The organism is Brachymonas denitrificans (assembly GCF_907163135.1).
GTDB classification, from domain to species: domain Bacteria; phylum Pseudomonadota; class Gammaproteobacteria; order Burkholderiales; family Burkholderiaceae_C; genus Brachymonas; species Brachymonas denitrificans_A.
Window position 1 is genome coordinate 1,192,903 of sequence record NZ_CAJQUA010000001.1, and the last position, 16,245, is coordinate 1,209,147.

Consider the following 16,245-nt stretch of genomic DNA (forward strand, 5'->3'; position numbering starts at 1 on the left):
CGCCCGCAGCGTCAAAGCGCAGTACGGCAAGGGAAACCAAAGATTATAGCCACACGCGCATCAGATTGGCAAGGTGTCGCGTCGTATTTCGTGCGCACTGGTGTGCTGCGTCAACAGGCTGGCCAGCACCAGCACCAGGGCGCCGAAGGGCACCCCGAACACGCCGGCCGCGACTGGCTGGATGCCCCACCAGGGCTGCAGCTCCTTCAGCGCCGGCCAGGCTTCCCGCGTCTGCGGGGAGAATGCCACCAGATAGCCCACCGTCAGCAGCAGGCCAGCCATCATGCCCGCCACCGCACCGGCCCGGGTGGCCCGGCGCCAGAATATCCCCAGCACCATGGCCGGCACGAAGGTGGCGGCGGCAATCGAGAACGAGGCCGCCACCATGGCCAGAATGTCGCCCGGTTTCTGTGCCGCGACGTAGGCTGCCGCCAGCGCCATCACCAGCAGCACGAACTTGGACAGCATCACACGACGGATCTCGGGCGCGTTGCGATTGATCTCCCGGTAGTAGCCGTCATGCGCGATCGTGGTACCCATGGTCAGCAGCAGGCCATCCGCCGTGGACAGCGCCGCGGCCAGCCCGCCCGCCGCCACCAGCGCCGACACCACGTAAGGCAGGCCCGCAATCTCCGGCATCGCCAGCATGATCAGATCGGCATCCAGATGCAGCTCGGCAAACTGCAGCAGCCCGTCGCCGTTCACGTCCTGCGCCGAGAGCAGGTCTGGGTCCACCCGCGACCACTGCCAGATCCACTGCGGCAAGGCGTCGAAGCGCATGCCCACCAGGTTGTGCATGACTTCGTACTTGACCATGATGGCCAGTGCCGGGATGCTGACATAGAGCAAGGCGATGAAGAACAGCGTCCAGGCCACCGACGACCGTGTCTGCGCCACGCTTGGCGTGGTCAGGTAGCGCGTCAGCAGGTGCGGCAGCCCCAGCGTGCCTGCCATCAGGCAGAACATCAGCGCCAGGAAGTTGCGCCGCGACAGATCATGCAGCGCACGCTGCTCCTGCGGCCCATCCGGGTCGCCCGCATAGGCCTGCGCCGACAGCGGCATGCCCGACAAGGGCTGGCTGCGCGCCTGGTTGCTGGCCAGCGAGCGGCTCCAGAGCGCCCGCGCCTCCTCCTCGGTACGCGGCAGCTGCGACAGCGCACGGCTCATGGCAAAAATGGTGGACGTATCGGTCTGCTCGTTCTTCAGTTCCTGCAGTCGCTGCAGCAACTCCATGCGATCCTGGTACATGGAGGTTTTCACGTCCTGCAGACGCTGGGCGTCGTGCATGGCACGCTGCCAGTAGATCTGCCCGACCTCCGCCTCCTTGGGCGACGCGAGCAGCGCATATTCCAGCGAATTGACGCGGGCCAGCTGCTCGCTGTAGGCGGCCGGCGCCCAGGGCGTGCCCAGCTGCTTGTAGGCCAGCAGCGACACCGGCACCAGAAACGCCAGCAGCAGGATCACGTACTGCGCCACCTGCGTCCAGGTCACAGCGCGCATGCCCCCCAGGAAGGAGCAGACCAGCACCCCGCTCAGGCCCAGCAGCATGCCGATCTCGAAGCGCACCCCGGACAGGCGCGAGGCAATCAGCCCCACCCCGTAGATCTGCGCCACCATGTAGATGAAAGTGCAGACCACGGTGGCCAGCATGGCGATGCGGCGTGGCCAGTCGCCGCCGTAGCGCTGCTCGAAGAAGCCGGGCAGCGTATAGAGATTCATGCGCCGCAGGTATGGCGCCGCCAGCAGTGCCACCAGGCAGAAGCCGCCAGTCCAGCCCAGCAGATAGGCAAACCCGCCCGCCTTGGTCGCGCTGCCCGAAAAGCCCTGCAGATACAGCCCTCCCGCCAGGCTGATGAAGGTGGCGGCACTCATCCAGTCGGCCGCGCTGGCCATGCCGTTGTAGAAGCCGCTGATGCGGCGCCCCGCCACATAGTATTCGCTGATCTGGGTGGTGCGGCAGTAGATGCCGATCAGCGCGTAGCTCAGGATGGAGGCCATCAGGCAGATGCCGCCCAGCCATTCGCGCGACAGCCCGATCTGTTCGGCAAAGCCCATGGCCACCACGAACAGCATGGTGCCCACCACATAGGCCACAAAGATCAGGTGCACGCGCTGGGGCGACTGCCAGTCCATCAGACGCCCTCCCCGTCCGGCCCGGCCAGCGGGATGCGCCGGCGCCGCTCGCGCCGGTTGGCCAGCCAGGCATAGAAGGCCACGATACAGACGTAGCCGATGATCAGGCCCTGCGCCGCCAGCCAGTAACCCAGCGGCCAGCCCAGCACCGTGATCTGCTCCAGTTGCCGCACGAAATACATGCCGCCAAAGCTGCCCCCCACCCACAGCGCCAGCAGAAAGCCACGCCAGCCCCAGCCGACCGGTTCGGAGTCGGCCAGCGGGATATCGTGCGGGTGCTCGTTGCTCTGCATGCCGGTGGAACGCTGCAATGGAAATAAAAAAAGGGACTGCCCCGGGGCAGTCCCTTCCGCTTGAGGCCGGTCAGGCTGCCAGCTTCTTCCAGGTGTCGATCACGGTATCCGGGTTCAGCGAGATGGATACGATACCCTCTTTTGCCAGCCACTGGGCAAAATCCGGGTGGTCGCTGGGGCCCTGGCCACAGATGCCGATGTACTTGCCCTGCGCCTTGCACGCCGCGATGGAACGGGCGATCAGGAACTGCACGGCCGGATCACGCTCGTCGAAGTCGATGGCCAGCAGCTCCATGCCGGAGTCGCGGTCCAGACCCAGGCTGAGCTGCGTCAGGTCGTTGGAGCCGATGCTGAAGCCGTCGAAGTACTCGAGGAACTGCTCGGCCAGAATGGCGTTGCTCGGAATCTCGCACATCATGATCAGGCGCAGGCCGTTTTCGCCGCGCTTGAGACCATGCTCTGCCAGCAGCTCGGTCACCTTCTTGGCCTGACCCAGGGTACGCACGAACGGGATCATGATCTCGACGTTGGTCAGGCCCATTTCATTGCGCACGCGCTTGAGCGCCTCGCATTCCATGGCGAACGCTTCGGCGAAGTCCTCGCTCACGTAGCGCGCGGCACCACGGAAGCCCAGCATCGGGTTTTCTTCTTCCGGCTCGTAGCGGCTGCCGCCGATAAGCTTGCGGTACTCGTTGCTCTTGAAGTCGGACATGCGCACGATCACCGGCTTGGGCCAGAAGGCCGCGCCGATGGTGGCCACGCCTTCGGCGACCTTGTCCACGTAGAAGGCACGCGGAGAGGCATGGCCGCGCGCCACCGACTCGACCGCCTTCTTCAGATCGGCATCGATGTTCGGGTAGTCGATGATGGCCTTGGGATGCACGCCGATGTTGTTGTTGATGATGAACTCCAGGCGGGCCAGACCCACGCCGCTGTTGGGCAGCTGGCAGAAGTCGAAGGCCAACTGGGGGTTGCCCACGTTCATCATGATCTTGGTGGCAATCTCGGGCATGGTGCCGCGTTCCACTTCGGTCACTTCCATTTCCAGCAGGCCGTCGTAGATGTGGCCGGTGTCGCCTTCGGCGCAGCTCACGGTCACCAGCGTGCCATCCTTCAGCGTTTCGGTGGCGTCATGGCAGCCGACCACGGCCGGAATACCCAGCTCGCGCGCAATGATGGCGGCGTGGCAGGTACGGCCGCCACGGTTGGTCACGATGGCGCTGGCACGCTTCATCACCGGCTCCCAGTTGGGGTCGGTCATGTCGGTGACCAGCACGTCGCCGGGTTGCACGGTATCCATTTCGCTGGGATCGTTCACCAGACGCACCGGGCCGGTACCGATTTTCTGGCCAATGGCGCGGCCTTCGGCCAGCACGGTGCCCTTGCCCTTGAGCTTGTAGCGGTGCTCGACCTGGCCTTCGCTCTGGCTCTTCACCGTCTCGGGACGGGCCTGCAGGATGTAGAGCTGGCCGTCGGTGCCGTCCTTGCCCCACTCGATGTCCATCGGGCGGCCATAGTGCTGCTCGATCACCATGGCATAGCGGGCCAGCTGCTCGACTTCGGCGTCGGTCAGGGAGTAGCGGTTGCGCAGTTCGGCCGGCACGTCTTCGGTGCGCACCAGCTTGCCGCTGGCGGCCTTCTCTTCAGGCGTGGCAAACACCATCTGGATCAGCTTGCTGCCCAGGTTGCGGCGGATCAGCGCCTTGTTGCCGGCCTGCAGCATGGGCTTGTGCACGTAGAACTCGTCGGGGTTGACGGCGCCCTGCACCACGGTTTCGCCCAGGCCATAGCTGGAGGTGATGAACACCACGTCGCGGAAGCCGGATTCGGTGTCCATGGTGAACATGACACCGGCGGCGCCCAGGTCGGAGCGCACCATGCGCTGCACGCCGGCGGACAGTGCCACCTCGGCGTGGGTGAAGCCCTTGTGCACGCGGTAGCTGATGGCGCGGTCGTTGTACAGGCTGGCAAACACTTCCTTGATCTTGTGCAGCACGGTCTCGATGCCCACCACGTTCAGGAAGGTTTCCTGCTGGCCGGCAAAGGACGCGTCGGGTAGGTCTTCGGCGGTGGCGGAAGAACGCACGGCAAAGCTGGCCTGGTCGTTACCGCCGCTCAGGGTGGCGAAGGCTGCGCGGATGCCCTGCTCCAGGTCGGCCGGGAAAGGCTGGTTCTCGACCATGGCGCGGATCTCGGCGCCAGTGGCGGCCAGGGCGTTGACGTCATCGACGTCAAGCGCATCGAGCTTGGCATTGATGCGCGCATCCAGGCCGTCATGCTTGAGGAACTCGCGGAAGGCGTGGGCGGTGGTGGCAAAACCCGTGGGGACGCGAACGCCCTCAGGCAGCTGGGAGATCATCTCGCCCAGGCTGGCGTTCTTACCGCCGACGGTGTCGACGTCCGCCATGCGGAGTTTCTCGAAAGGAACGACCAGATCGGTCGCATTGAAAAGTGCAGACATTGCATGCTCCAAAAGTTAAACCGGTGCGGCCTTGCCTGTTTGCTTGTTCTGGTTGTGCGGCAAATGCCAAAAGCCGGCGGGCCCGATGGCCCGCCGCTTTTTGAATGCAGTTATTGTAGTGGCCACGACCACCTGATGCGGGGTCTTGCGGCCGGATGCAGCCCCCTGCGGTGCAGGATAGCGACAGAAAACAGTGAAATCCTTGCGCATTGCGGTGCAATCCCCGGCAATGCCTGTCCGGCCTGTCCGGGGAAGCCCTCGCATCAGGCGCACGGGCCAGCCTGCATCATTTGCGCAGGATGAACTTCTCGGCATCGGGGCCGGTAATCGGGGCCGCGTCCTTGCCCAGCATGCGCAGGCGGTTGGGGGGCAGGATGTCGAAACTGCGGTTCTGGCCATTCGCATCCAGCGTGATGCGCGTTTCGTCCCCGTTGAAGGTGAAGGAACCACGGCGCTCGAAACGCTTGTCGGAGCCGATCTGCTCCGTCTGCAGTTCGTAGGTGGCATCCTTGAACAGCGACAGGCTGATGCGCAGACCCTCGCAGTCGGGGCACGGCAGCATGCCGCGGTAGGTGCCGGTCCAGCTCGCAGCAGCGGAGGAAGCCGGCGGAACGCGATCCACCTTGATGACCGGGGCGGGGCCCGTGGAGGGAACGCGCTGCAGGCCTACCGCGCCGAGGACACCGTCCACCGTCGAGCAACCGGCGAGCATGCCTGCCACCAGAGTGGCAGCCATGGCCATACGCCAGGCTCCCTTGCGCGAATTTTTCGTCGTCGCTGCCATCGTTGTTCTCCTCGCTTGCAAACCGGCTCCGATTCTAACAAGGCGTTGCGGATGGTATTGTGACCAGGACGCCGACGCGCGACACCCTGACACACAATTGCGCTCGCGTCTTACACGCAGGCCTGGCGGATGATCTTCTTGATGCCGTCGGCATCCGCCTTGACAACCTGCACACGCTTGGGCAGATCCTCGATGCCGGCAAATTTGGCCGGCACTTCCGGCTGGCGGCCCAGCGCCTCGGTGATGGTATCGGCAAACTTGATCGGCAGCGCCGTTTCCAGCACGATCATCGGCACGCCGGCCTGCACGTGCTCGCGCGCCACCTTCACGCCGTCGGCGGTGTGGGTGTCGATCATGGTGCCGAGGCGGTTGTAGCAATCGCGGATGGTGTCCAGGCGGTCGGCGTGGGTGCTCTTGCCGCTGACGAAGCCGTAGCGGTTGGCTGCCAGCGGGAACACCGGATCCTGGCTCAGGTCGAAGAAGCCCTGGCTGCCCAGCTGCTTGCCGAACAGCTCCGCCGTGCGCTTGGCATTGCGGCCCAGAAGATCGAACACGAAGCGCTCGAAGTTGCTGGCCTTGCTGATGTCCATGGACGGGCTGGAGGTTTCGTAAGTGTCGGCGCTGGCACGCACGCGGTAGACACCGGTGCGGAAGAATTCGTCCAGCACGTCGTTCTCGTTGGTGGCCACCACCAGATGCGCAACCGGCAGGCCCATCATGCGCGCCACATGGCCGGCGCAAATGTTGCCGAAGTTGCCGCTGGGCACGGTGAAGCTCACCTGCTGGTCATCCGACTGCGTGGCCTGGAAATAGCCGGCAAAGTAGTACACCACCTGCGCCAGCAGGCGCGCCCAGTTGATGGAGTTGACGGTGCCGATCTTGTACTGGCGCTTGAATTCCAGATCGTTGCTGACGGCCTTGACGATGTCCTGGCAGTCGTCGAACACGCCTTCCACGGCCAGGTTGTGGATATTCTCGTCCTGCAGGCTGAACATCTGTGCCTGCTGGAAGGCGCTCATGCGACCGTGCGGGCTGAGCATGAACACACGCACGCCCTGCTTGCCGCGCATGGCGTACTCGGCCGCGCTGCCGGTGTCGCCGCTGGTGGCACCCAGGATGTTGAGCTGTTCGCCGCGGCGGCCCAGTTCGTATTCGAACAGGTTGCCCAGCAGCTGCATGGCCATATCCTTGAAGGCGATCGTCGGGCCGTTGGACAGGCCCTCGATATTCAGGCCACCCTCGAGCGCACGCACCGGCGTGATCTGCGGCGTGCCGAACACCTCCTCGGTGTAGGTCTTGTCGCAGATGGCCTTCAGGTCGGCCGCCGGAATGTCGTCGATGTAGAGCGAGAGGATGGCAAAGGCCAGCGCCGCATAGCCCTGCTCGGCGTAGAGCTTGCGCCACTTCGCCAGCGTGGGGCCGTTGACCTGCGGATAACGCACCGGCATGTACAGGCCGCCATCGGGAGCCAGGCCCTCGAGCAGGATGTCGCAGAACTTGCGCGGAGTGGCATCGCCACGGGTGGACAGGTAATGCATCAGTTCAGCTCTTCCTTGCGGATACGGACGATGGGCTGCAGCACCGTGGGCGCAGCCTGCATGGTGGCGATGGCGGCATCCATGGCCGCCTCGGGGCACTCGTGCGTCAGGATGATGACATCGGTCTGCTCGGCGCCCTCACCGGCCACTTCATCCGCCTCGCGCTGGATGATGGCATCGATGCTGATGCCACGCTCGGCCAGGATGCTGGCGATGCGTGCCAGCACACCGGTCTCGTCGGCCACGCGCAGACGCAGGTAATAGCTGGTAACGACCTCGCCCATGGGCAGGATCTGGATATGGCTCTGCATGGAATCCGGCTGGAATGCCAGATGCGGCACGCGGTTGGCCGGGTCGGAAGTGTGCATGCGCGTCACATCGACCAGGTCGGCAATCACGGCACTGGCAGTCGGCTCGCTGCCGGCGCCCTTGCCGTAGTACAGCGTGGTCCCCACGGCATCGCCATGCACCACCACGGCGTTCATGGCACCCTCTACGTTGGCGATCAGGCGCTTGGCCGGGATCAGTGTGGGGTGCACGCGCAGTTCCACGCCCTTGTCGGTGCGCTTGGTGATGCCCAGCAGCTTGATGCGGTAGCCCAGTTGCTCGGCGTAGCGGATGTCGGCGGACGACAGCTTGGTGATGCCTTCCACATAGGCCTTGTCGAACTGCACGTCCACGCCGAAGGCGATGGCGCTCATCAGCGTGACCTTGTGCGCAGCGTCCACGCCTTCGATGTCGAAGGTGGGATCGGCTTCGGCGTAGCCCAGTCGCTGGGCTTCCTTCAGCACCACGTCGAAGTCCAGGCCCTTGTCGCGCATCTCGGACAGGATGAAGTTGGTGGTGCCGTTGATGATGCCGGCCACCCACTGGATGCGGTTGGCCGTCAGGCCCTCGCGCAGCGCCTTGATGATCGGGATACCGCCGGCGACGGCTGCCTCGAAGGCCACCATCACGCCCTTCTTCTGGGCGGCGGCAAAGATTTCGGTGCCATGCACGGCCAGCAGCGCCTTGTTGGCAGTGACTACGTGCTTGCCATTCTCGATGGCCTGCATCACCAGGTCCTTGGCAATGGTGTAGCCACCGATCAGTTCGATCACGATGTCGATGTCCGGGCGCTTGACCACGGCGAACGCATCCTCCACCACTTCGGCACGGTCCCCCACGATGGAGCGGGCGCGCCCGGTGTCACGGTCGGCCACCACGGCAATCTCGATGCCACGGCCGGCACGGCCCTTGATTTCGGTCTGGTTGCGTTCCAGCACGGTGAACACACCGCTGCCAACGGTGCCAATGCCCAGCAGGCCAACTTTGATCGGATTCATGTCGCGTTCGTTTTCTGTTTGTCGTGATACGGGAAAGAGGTCTCAGGCGGCGGCAGCGGCAATTGCAGCGGTGGCAGCATGGCGCTTGCGGTAGCCCTCGAGGAATTTGGCCAGGCGGTTGATGGCCTCGCGCAAGTCATCCTCCTGCGGCAGGAAGACGATGCGGAAATGCTGATTGTCGGGGAAATTGAAGCCCGAACCCTGCACCAGCATGACACGGGTGGCCTTGAGCACTTCCAGGAAGAATTCGCGGTCGTCGGCGATCGGGTACACGGCCGGATCGAGGCGCGGGAACATGTACAGCGCGGCCTGCGGCTTGACGCAGCTGACGCCCGGAATCTTCGAGATCAGCTCGTGCGCCAAATCGCGCTGGCGGCGCAGGCGGCCGCCCTCCTTCACGAGATCGTTGATGCTCTGGTAGCCGCCCAGCGCGGTCTGCACCGCCCACTGGCCGGGCACGTTGGAACCGAGCTTGATGTTGGCCAGCATGTTCAGGCCCTCGATGTAGTCCCTGGCGATCGACTTGTCGCCCGAGATGTACATCCAGCCCGCGCGGTAGCCGCAGGCGCGGTAGGCCTTGGACAGCGAGTTGAAGGTGAGCGTGAGCACGTCGGTGGACAGGCTGGCCATGGCCGTGTGCTTGACGCCGTCATACAGCACCTTGTCGTACACCTCGTCAGCCATGATGATCAGGCCGTGGTCGCGGGCGATTTCGATGATGCCCAGCAGCAGTTCGTTGCTGTAGAGTGCGCCGGTCGGGTTGTTCGGGTTGATCACCACGATACCCTTGGTGCGCGGCGTGATCTTGCTGCGGATGTCGTCCAGGTCGGGCATCCAGCCATTGTTCTCGTCGCAGATGTAGTGCACCGGCTTGCCGCCCGCCAGGCTGGTGGCCGCCGTCCACAGCGGATAGTCGGGCGCAGGCACCAGCAACTCGTCGCCTTCGTTGAGCAGCGCGGTGGTGGCCGTGATGATCAGGTCGCTGGCGCCGTTGCCGATGTAGATGTCATCGAGCGTGACGCCCTGCACGCCCTGCTGCTGCGTGTAGTGCATGACCGCCTTGCGCGCAGCGAAGATGCCCTTGCTGTCGGAATAGCCGGCCGAATTGGGCAGGTTGCGCACCATGTCCTCGACGATTTCCTCGGGTGGCTCGAAGCCGAACGGCGCCAGGTTGCCGATGTTGAGCTTGATGATCTTGAGCCCCTCGTCCTCCATCTGGCGTGCCGCGTCGACGATCGGACCACGCACGTCGTACAGCACATTGGCAAGCTTGGAGGACTTCTGGATAGGTTTCACACCGGCTCCTGCAGGGTTTTTTGATGGGAAAACTATCATTTTTACACACGTTCGCGCCTCTGGGAAAATCTCTTGTGTTTCGGGTCAACAATACGTAACACCACATCAGGACTTACCGAAAACTTACGACATATGGCAGAGCGCGTAACGCCCGACCGATAGAGCCTCAACACTTCCGCTTTCTGATCATCCGTCAGCCGCTCAGGCCGTCCAAACCGAACACCCCGCGCCCTTGCCGCAGCGATCCCCGAAGCGCAACGCTCCCGAATCAACGAACGTTCAAACTGTGCAAAAGCAGCCATCACAGCCAGAAAGAATTCACCAAGTGCAGATGTGGTATCAAAAGGCTCCGTCAAGCTCTTAAAGCCACACCCCTTTTCGGCCAAAAAATCGAGCATTTCCATGATGTGCCGCACGCTACGACCGAGACGGTCCAACTTGTAGACCACCAGCACATCACCGCTACCCACCGAGGCCAACAACTTAGCAAGCTCTTTCCGGTCCCGATCCGCGCCACTCTTTTTTTCTTCATAGATGACTTCTGCTCCAGCCTTACGCAAGGCATCAAGCTGTAAGGCGGTGTCCTGTTCGTTTGTACTAACTCTTGCATAACCGTAAATCATTGCAATTATTGTATCAGTTTTGATAAATTAATTAGAACCAATACCCTGAAGAAATGACGGGCACGTGATTACGCGAGCGTTGACCCCCACCCTTGCGGGCGGGTCCCATTGCTTATCAAGAAGTAGGCGACGGCACCCTCTGGACCTCACCAGCCGCCATTCGTTTTTCGGTCCCCCCCTCCACTGCAGCGGGAATAGGTGCATCGCAGACCACCGTTCTTACCGAGCCATGGAAGTAAAGAGAGCCGACGCAGTGAGATATCGACGTCCACCTGTAACCCAACTTAGCCAGATCTTCCGCGTTGAGAGTGAACAGGCGTTTTCCGGCCTCGGTGACGCTGAACACCGATATGTCACGATCCCCAAACTTCACATGCGCCTGCAGATGGATGCCCTTGCCCCGTAACGGTTCTGGCACCCCCTGCACTGCTGGCCGACCCCCTACAGGCGCAGACGATGGCAAGGACCCCGCCCTAGCAGCCTTGCCCGACTGGGACACCTGAACCACCGCGCCGCCCGCTGCTTGATCTGCAGCTTTCTCATTCTTCGGCCAGAACGCCCAAGCGACGAACACCACCGAGAACGCCACCCATACCCATTTGAACCGGTTGAACTTGACGAGAAACGACGACACATCAGCCGCCCCGGACTCCTGCAACGCCGTGCCCTGCGTGTGCGACTTGTACAGCTTGAAATAACGAGACTGGTATTTTCGCTGCTGCGTCGAAACTTCACCGCCGCGCACGCCGTCATGCACTTTTCTGATATAGCCGTCAGACTTTCCAAGCGCCGTAGCTTTCCGCACCTTGTAGCAAACCTGCACCAGATCAATAATCGGCTTGCTTACCTTGCTGTGGCTTTGCGTGATTAGAAGCACATCGACGTTGTAATGGCGATGCATCGAATACCACTCTTCAACATCTTTAGACGTACCTTTTGCGGGCAGGCAAAAGTGACATTCGTCAATTACATAGAGCGGACCACGCCCGTTTTCATCGCGCCACGAATCCTGATAATCCGCCAGATTTGCAAATGGACGATCCACGAAAGCATTGGACCCGCTTACATCACGGACACCGAAACCGGTAAACGCAATTTTAGGTTCTGGCTTTTGCGCTAATGTCTTCTCCCGAATATCAATCAGCTTTGCAGCACCGGGCACCACAGCTTCCAAATGCTCCACGTTCAACGGAAGATTTGTAATCACCTTGCGCCCAGCTTCCAAGGCAGGAAGCACATGAAAGGAAACGGCCTCATAGCTTTTTCCACCACCCGGAGCGCCCAAGATAATATTAATCACGACCGTTAACTCCCCAAACGAGTGAATGGCACCAGCTGGAGCAGCAAGCGAATACCAATTGCAGACACAATAATGGCGCCAGCTTCACCAACGCCCAGCAATCCAAGGACATTAATAATCTCGGATGGCAAATCACCCCATGCCGCCACCCCCTGCAAACCGGACAGATCAAGCTGCGAGAGAGCCGAAATTGCAATGTCCAACATCCCTTCAAATAACCAAGACGCAAGGTCCCCCAGCATATCCAAAAAGGCATAAATGACTTCAATAACCAAATCATAAAGCCAGCTTGCAAACTCAATAATTCTAGACTTCAACCAATCCAGCATATTACCCCCCAAACACGATACGACGAGCAGCAACCAACGCCGTAACCATTAATATCGCCCTCAAAACACCCCATAGCCATTCAGGAGGTGCAAGGTCCACAGTTCCGAAATTCGCAAACCCTCCGAGATTCATATCCAACTGAAAACGCGGAATACTCCCCCCGGAATAACTCGGCATCATGGAAGCTGCCAAAGAGCCCAACGATGTTCCCTGTAGTTCTGCCGACTTCTGTTGCCAAACGCCTAAAAGTCCATCGGGGTAATAAGGTTCATATAGCCTGCCAATCGAACGCAACGGACCGCCTGCATTCACATCCGACGTGCCGACTTCGCCGGTGCCCGTGTCATCGCCTGTGCCCGTGCCATCGCCTGTGCCCGTGCCATTGCCTGTGCCTGTGCCATCGCCTGTACCTGTGCCCGTGCCATCGCCTGTACCCGTGCCATCGCCTGTGCCCGTGCCATCGCCTGTACCCGTGCCATCGCCTGTGCCCGTGCCATCGCCTGTACCCGCATCATCGCCAGACCCCGTACCCGTACCGTCACCGCCCGACCCCGTGCCCGTACCATCACCACCCGACCCCGTATCTCCACTAACAGCCGCAGGTGATGCCAACTTAGGTTGGGTCAGTTCTGTGGTATTCGTCGTGCATGCCCCCCCGGTGGAAACGCTGTTTACTTCATAATAAGTTGCATACCATCCCTGCTCATTCGGCTGAGTGTTATAAAGCGCCATTGATGCGTTTACCTGATCTTCAGGGATATATTCGCACTTATTATCGCAAATAGTGGTAACAGAGTTATAAACTTCCTCATATGTATAACCCCGGTATTCCAATTGAGTAGCCGGAGAGGTGCTAGTATCAACCCTAGACCAGCCACCATACAACGACTGCACTTTACGCTGATTCTGCGCGCACTGATTAGGAATCGCAGCACACTCACCTGACGAATAATTATAATCATAGCCGTTTGGGCACGCTGCATGCTGGAAAATCACATAAGCATGCGTCGTGCTTCTTTCATAAATCGGCGCCGTAGTACTATTAACAAACTGAATTGCCCAACGTTCATTCTCTTTAATCCACTGCTCCATATCTACATACGGATAAACCGGACCATAATCACTTTGCTGGAACAGTGTTTTTGCCTGCGAAATACAACTGGCCCATGTTCCAGTGCATTTTTCATAGCGATTTGGCGGAAGATTGATATAAAAATAATCTGCCAGCGCAGAACCGGAGAATACCAGCGCAACGAAGGCAAATAAAACGCGACTCATTCTCATATATCAGCACCCCGCATGAAAGCAAAACCGGCCAAAGCACCAATCAAGAAAAATATTGCGTAGTAAAGAGCCACCAGAGCCGCCAGCATAAAACCCCCAAAACAAAAAAGCCGCACCCATTTTTTACAGGTGCGGCGATCACATCATCAGAAGGCCGCTATTAGACCTTGGAGATAATGCGCTTGGCGATATCCGGGCCCTTCATCACAAGAGCGATGCCGACGATTGCCACCGCCAGAGCGCCCACCTTAGTTTCAAGGCCCGACAGGTCGATGGCACCAAAAACGGTATCCAGTTGAGTGTTTGCCATGGCCGAAGAAACGGCACCCAGCGTCAGAGCGGAGAAGGCGGCAACTTTTTTGTTGATGAAAGACATTGGAAAAATCCTCTTTAATAATCGGTGCGAAATTACACCGGCAAAGCACCAGCCTTGCCCCTGTAATCTCATATTTTGCGAATCATCCTTACAGCAAGGCCGACGACATAGCCGAACACCGCAAAGAACACCACGACACCAAAGCCAAACGCTACCGCCTGACCTGTTGTTTCATGCGTGATGCCAACAGCCGCAAAGTCCTCAACCGTCACCATTTGCGATGCAGTGGACCCGGTGTCAGAAACAGGATGATCCGAGTTATCAGCTGGGGACGTATAGGGCATTTGCAGTTCAAGCGCACACGGCGACGAGTGGCCCGAACAGATCAAAATGGTTTGATCAGGATTAAGCGCCGCCGGATCAAACTCATAGCCCGACTGATCCGATTCCGCGCACACCGATGCGCCCTGTACCGAGCAATTGAAGTAGTACATATCAACCCATGTAATCGTCAACAGTACCGAGCCGGTCAAGGTCTACGATGACGGCCCTGTCATCCCAATCCGTCCAGTCCTCCAGCGTCTGTTGTGCCTGCTCGGGATCCCGGAGAACCCCTGCACCTGCATCCCGGAGAGACTCGACCCATTCCGGCTGCCCGTCCGCGTCTGGGACGAGGAAGGCACGCCGCTTGAGGGAATGGATCAGGAGCCGCATTACTGTGCTTTCGTGGCTTGCGCTGTGGGCTTGAGAGCGACGAGCTTCAAACTGGTACTGTCTTCACGGCCCGCGCCGAGTTCGAACGTGGCATCAGCCTTGATCGGGAAGGACTTGGAGAGGTGCGCCCACTTGTCGAACTCTTCCGCGCTGCCGAGCTTGAAGGGGCGCGTTACGGTGCCGATGCTGCGGCCACTGCTGTTTTCCTGCAGATCCACTTCGATATGAAACGTGGTGCTGCTGTAGGCGCGGCCCTCAATCTGGCCTTTGCTTTCCTTGATGCCGTGAACGATGGCCGTAGTATTGAATTGCATGTCTGTTTCCTCTTTTCGCCCAGGTTGAAAAATGGCGTGGTCAGGCTGGGCAAGCCTGCGCCGGGTGGTTGTTCAGGATTCGATCGAAAGCTGCGCGACGTTCGGCAACCGAGAATTGCTGTAGGCGCTTCGGCAGCTTCGACGTTGTGACCAGATCGAGGAAGGATTCCCCGGCCAGATCAAAGGCCGTGGCGATGCTTGCCGCCGCCGTGTTGTTCAGCCAGCGCCACACGCGCGAGACTGCAGCGTCTGCGGTCTTGTCTTGCAGACGTTCCCGGCACTGGACAGGTTCGGGCGAAATTTCCGTGAGCTGAGAGTTAAATTCGCTCAGCATCGAGGCGTGCCAATCGCTGGCCCCGGCGAAGAAGTCAGCCGGACGGCGCAGCATGTCTGAGGGCAGATCGCGCAGCTTGTTGCCGTAGCGCAGTTCGATGCGCTGCCATTTGTCGCCGCTCTCACGCCCGAAAAGCTGATGGCCCTTTTCGTAAACGTTGGTCTGCTTGCCGGCCTCTTTGCTGCCGATGTAGAAGGAGCGTTCCGCGCCATTGCACCAGTCGCCGACCTGATTGCATTTAGGGCGCTTGCCCCTGCTGTCACACAGGCCAGTCATGTAGTCCTGCTGGACCCGAGCCATGCCCCCGGCGATGCCGCCGAAGAAGTCCAGCGCGTAATCGATTCGGGTGATGCTTGCCCGGTATTCGTCGATCAGATCGGCCACACGTTCCCGCCAGCCGGACGCCGCATAGGTACAGGCAGCGCCGTACAGGTTGCAGTGCAGGGTGTCCGCTTGCGCCTTCTGGCGTGGGCTGTCGCTGCTGGCACCGAAGCCAACCCAGCCGCATTCCTGCCCGTTCCGATGGATGGACCAACGCGCCTTATAAAAGTCATGGCCCTTGTTGATGCCCTCATGAACCGTGAAGCCCTGCCCGAGCAGTTCTGCCACTCGTTGCGCCAGTTCATGCGCTTGCATGGCTGGCGTCTGGTCGCAGTCGGGAACCTGCCGGATCAAGTGATTGATCAACGCAGTCCTGTATTCAGGCTCCCAGATGTTGTAATGCTGGTCCACCGGTGCCGGAAAGAGCATGTCAGCGGAAGGAGTGCCAGCGTTGCGCAGGCGAGCCGTGAAGCGCAGCCAATCCACATGCACCGGGCCAGAGTGTGCCCGTTCGGCTTCCAGCAGGGAACGAACTTCGCGCCCATCGAACGCAAGAGCATTTTTCCGGGTCATAGCAGGCCCCCGTTATTGTTCTCCCCGTGATTACCAAGGGGGAAGCCGCAGAGCGGTGCGGCCGCAGCGGCAGCCACTCCCCGCTGGGGCCCCTCTCCCGCCGCAGCCGCAGCGATACGCGCCATGTCCGAACGCATGAAGCGACCAACCCACTCATGGCCGCAGCAGCTGCACTCGATCAGGCGCTGCCCGCGATCATGGAAACCAGTCACAAAGTGCATGTCACGATCGTGGCAAGAAGGACAAGTACGAAGAACGAAAGTCATGATTAAGTCGGAAAATGTTTACACCGTGTAAACGGATACG

15 protein-coding genes are annotated in these 16,245 nt (G+C 60.6%); all 15 read right to left on the bottom strand.

Features of this window, described 5'->3' with window-relative positions; genetic code table 11:
- Positions 1–60: 60 nt before the first annotated feature.
- On the bottom strand, positions 61–2,133 hold the full coding sequence (locus KKQ75_RS05615) for a VC_2705 family sodium/solute symporter (protein WP_213360886.1): 2,073 nt from the start codon (positions 2,131–2,133) through the stop codon (positions 61–63).
- Positions 2,133–2,444, bottom strand: coding sequence for a DUF4212 domain-containing protein (locus KKQ75_RS05620; RefSeq protein ID WP_213360887.1), 312 nt, complete (start codon positions 2,442–2,444; stop codon positions 2,133–2,135). Before KKQ75_RS05620 ends, KKQ75_RS05615 begins: the two co-directional genes overlap by 1 nt.
- Positions 2,445–2,496: 52 nt before the next feature.
- Positions 2,497–4,887 carry a phosphoenolpyruvate synthase gene (gene ppsA / locus KKQ75_RS05625; RefSeq protein ID WP_213360888.1) on the bottom strand — a complete coding sequence of 797 codons (2,391 nt, stop codon included), beginning with the start codon at positions 4,885–4,887 and terminating at the stop codon, positions 2,497–2,499.
- 286 nt (positions 4,888–5,173) lie between these two features.
- Complete coding sequence (locus KKQ75_RS05630) at positions 5,174–5,623, bottom strand: copper resistance protein NlpE (RefSeq protein WP_213360889.1); 450 nt, start codon at positions 5,621–5,623, stop codon at positions 5,174–5,176.
- A 158-nt stretch (positions 5,624–5,781) separates the two neighbouring features.
- The gene (gene thrC / locus KKQ75_RS05635; RefSeq protein ID WP_213360890.1) at positions 5,782–7,209 is read right to left on the bottom strand and encodes a threonine synthase; all 1,428 of its coding nucleotides are present in this window, start codon (positions 7,207–7,209) and stop codon (positions 5,782–5,784) included.
- Positions 7,209–8,534, bottom strand: a complete 1,326-nt coding sequence (locus tag KKQ75_RS05640) for a homoserine dehydrogenase (RefSeq protein WP_213360892.1) — start codon at positions 8,532–8,534, stop codon at positions 7,209–7,211. Before KKQ75_RS05640 ends, thrC begins: the two co-directional genes overlap by 1 nt.
- A gap of 42 nt (positions 8,535–8,576) precedes the next feature.
- Positions 8,577–9,830, bottom strand: coding sequence for a pyridoxal phosphate-dependent aminotransferase (locus tag KKQ75_RS05645; RefSeq protein WP_213360893.1), 1,254 nt, complete (start codon positions 9,828–9,830; stop codon positions 8,577–8,579).
- A gap of 41 nt (positions 9,831–9,871) precedes the next feature.
- The gene (locus KKQ75_RS05650; RefSeq protein WP_213360895.1) at positions 9,872–10,453 is read right to left on the bottom strand and encodes a recombinase family protein; all 582 of its coding nucleotides are present in this window, start codon (positions 10,451–10,453) and stop codon (positions 9,872–9,874) included.
- A gap of 115 nt (positions 10,454–10,568) precedes the next feature.
- Complete coding sequence (locus tag KKQ75_RS05655) at positions 10,569–11,753, bottom strand: zonular occludens toxin domain-containing protein (RefSeq protein ID WP_213360897.1); 1,185 nt, start codon at positions 11,751–11,753, stop codon at positions 10,569–10,571.
- 5 nt (positions 11,754–11,758) lie between these two features.
- Positions 11,759–12,082: a DUF2523 family protein gene (locus KKQ75_RS05660; protein ID WP_213360898.1), complete on the bottom strand. Its 324-nt coding sequence runs from the start codon at positions 12,080–12,082 to the stop codon at positions 11,759–11,761.
- Between the two features lies 1 nt (position 12,083).
- Complete coding sequence (locus tag KKQ75_RS05665; protein ID WP_213360899.1) at positions 12,084–13,367, bottom strand: hypothetical protein; 1,284 nt, start codon at positions 13,365–13,367, stop codon at positions 12,084–12,086.
- A gap of 160 nt (positions 13,368–13,527) precedes the next feature.
- Complete coding sequence (locus tag KKQ75_RS05670; RefSeq protein ID WP_213360900.1) at positions 13,528–13,743, bottom strand: hypothetical protein; 216 nt, start codon at positions 13,741–13,743, stop codon at positions 13,528–13,530.
- Between the two features lie 68 nt (positions 13,744–13,811).
- The gene (locus KKQ75_RS05675) at positions 13,812–14,177 is read right to left on the bottom strand and encodes a hypothetical protein (protein WP_213360901.1); all 366 of its coding nucleotides are present in this window, start codon (positions 14,175–14,177) and stop codon (positions 13,812–13,814) included.
- 219 nt (positions 14,178–14,396) lie between these two features.
- Complete coding sequence (locus KKQ75_RS05680) at positions 14,397–14,711, bottom strand: hypothetical protein (RefSeq protein ID WP_213360902.1); 315 nt, start codon at positions 14,709–14,711, stop codon at positions 14,397–14,399.
- A 40-nt stretch (positions 14,712–14,751) separates the two neighbouring features.
- Positions 14,752–15,939 (bottom strand): replication initiation factor domain-containing protein, encoded by a 1,188-nt coding sequence (locus KKQ75_RS05685; protein ID WP_213360903.1) that lies wholly within the window; start codon positions 15,937–15,939, stop codon positions 14,752–14,754.
- Between the last annotated feature and the right edge of the window lie 306 nt (positions 15,940–16,245).

Coding starts and splice junctions, on each gene's coding strand:
- KKQ75_RS05680 (WP_213360902.1), bottom strand. CDS start 14,711: ATGCAATTCAATACTACGGCCATCGTTCACGGCATCAAGGAAAGCAAA.
- KKQ75_RS05665 (WP_213360899.1), bottom strand. CDS start 13,367: ATGAGAATGAGTCGCGTTTTATTTGCCTTCGTTGCGCTGGTATTCTCC.
- thrC (WP_213360890.1), bottom strand. CDS start 7,209: ATGCATTACCTGTCCACCCGTGGCGATGCCACTCCGCGCAAGTTCTGC.
- KKQ75_RS05630 (WP_213360889.1), bottom strand. CDS start 5,623: ATGGCTGCCACTCTGGTGGCAGGCATGCTCGCCGGTTGCTCGACGGTG.
- KKQ75_RS05660 (WP_213360898.1), bottom strand. CDS start 12,082: ATGCTGGATTGGTTGAAGTCTAGAATTATTGAGTTTGCAAGCTGGCTT.
- KKQ75_RS05675 (WP_213360901.1), bottom strand. CDS start 14,177: ATGTACTACTTCAATTGCTCGGTACAGGGCGCATCGGTGTGCGCGGAA.
- KKQ75_RS05670 (WP_213360900.1), bottom strand. CDS start 13,743: ATGTCTTTCATCAACAAAAAAGTTGCCGCCTTCTCCGCTCTGACGCTG.
- ppsA (WP_213360888.1), bottom strand. CDS start 4,887: ATGTCTGCACTTTTCAATGCGACCGATCTGGTCGTTCCTTTCGAGAAA.
- KKQ75_RS05650 (WP_213360895.1), bottom strand. CDS start 10,453: ATGATTTACGGTTATGCAAGAGTTAGTACAAACGAACAGGACACCGCC.
- KKQ75_RS05685 (WP_213360903.1), bottom strand. CDS start 15,939: ATGACCCGGAAAAATGCTCTTGCGTTCGATGGGCGCGAAGTTCGTTCC.
- KKQ75_RS05640 (WP_213360892.1), bottom strand. CDS start 8,534: ATGAATCCGATCAAAGTTGGCCTGCTGGGCATTGGCACCGTTGGCAGC.
- KKQ75_RS05615 (WP_213360886.1), bottom strand. CDS start 2,133: ATGGACTGGCAGTCGCCCCAGCGCGTGCACCTGATCTTTGTGGCCTAT.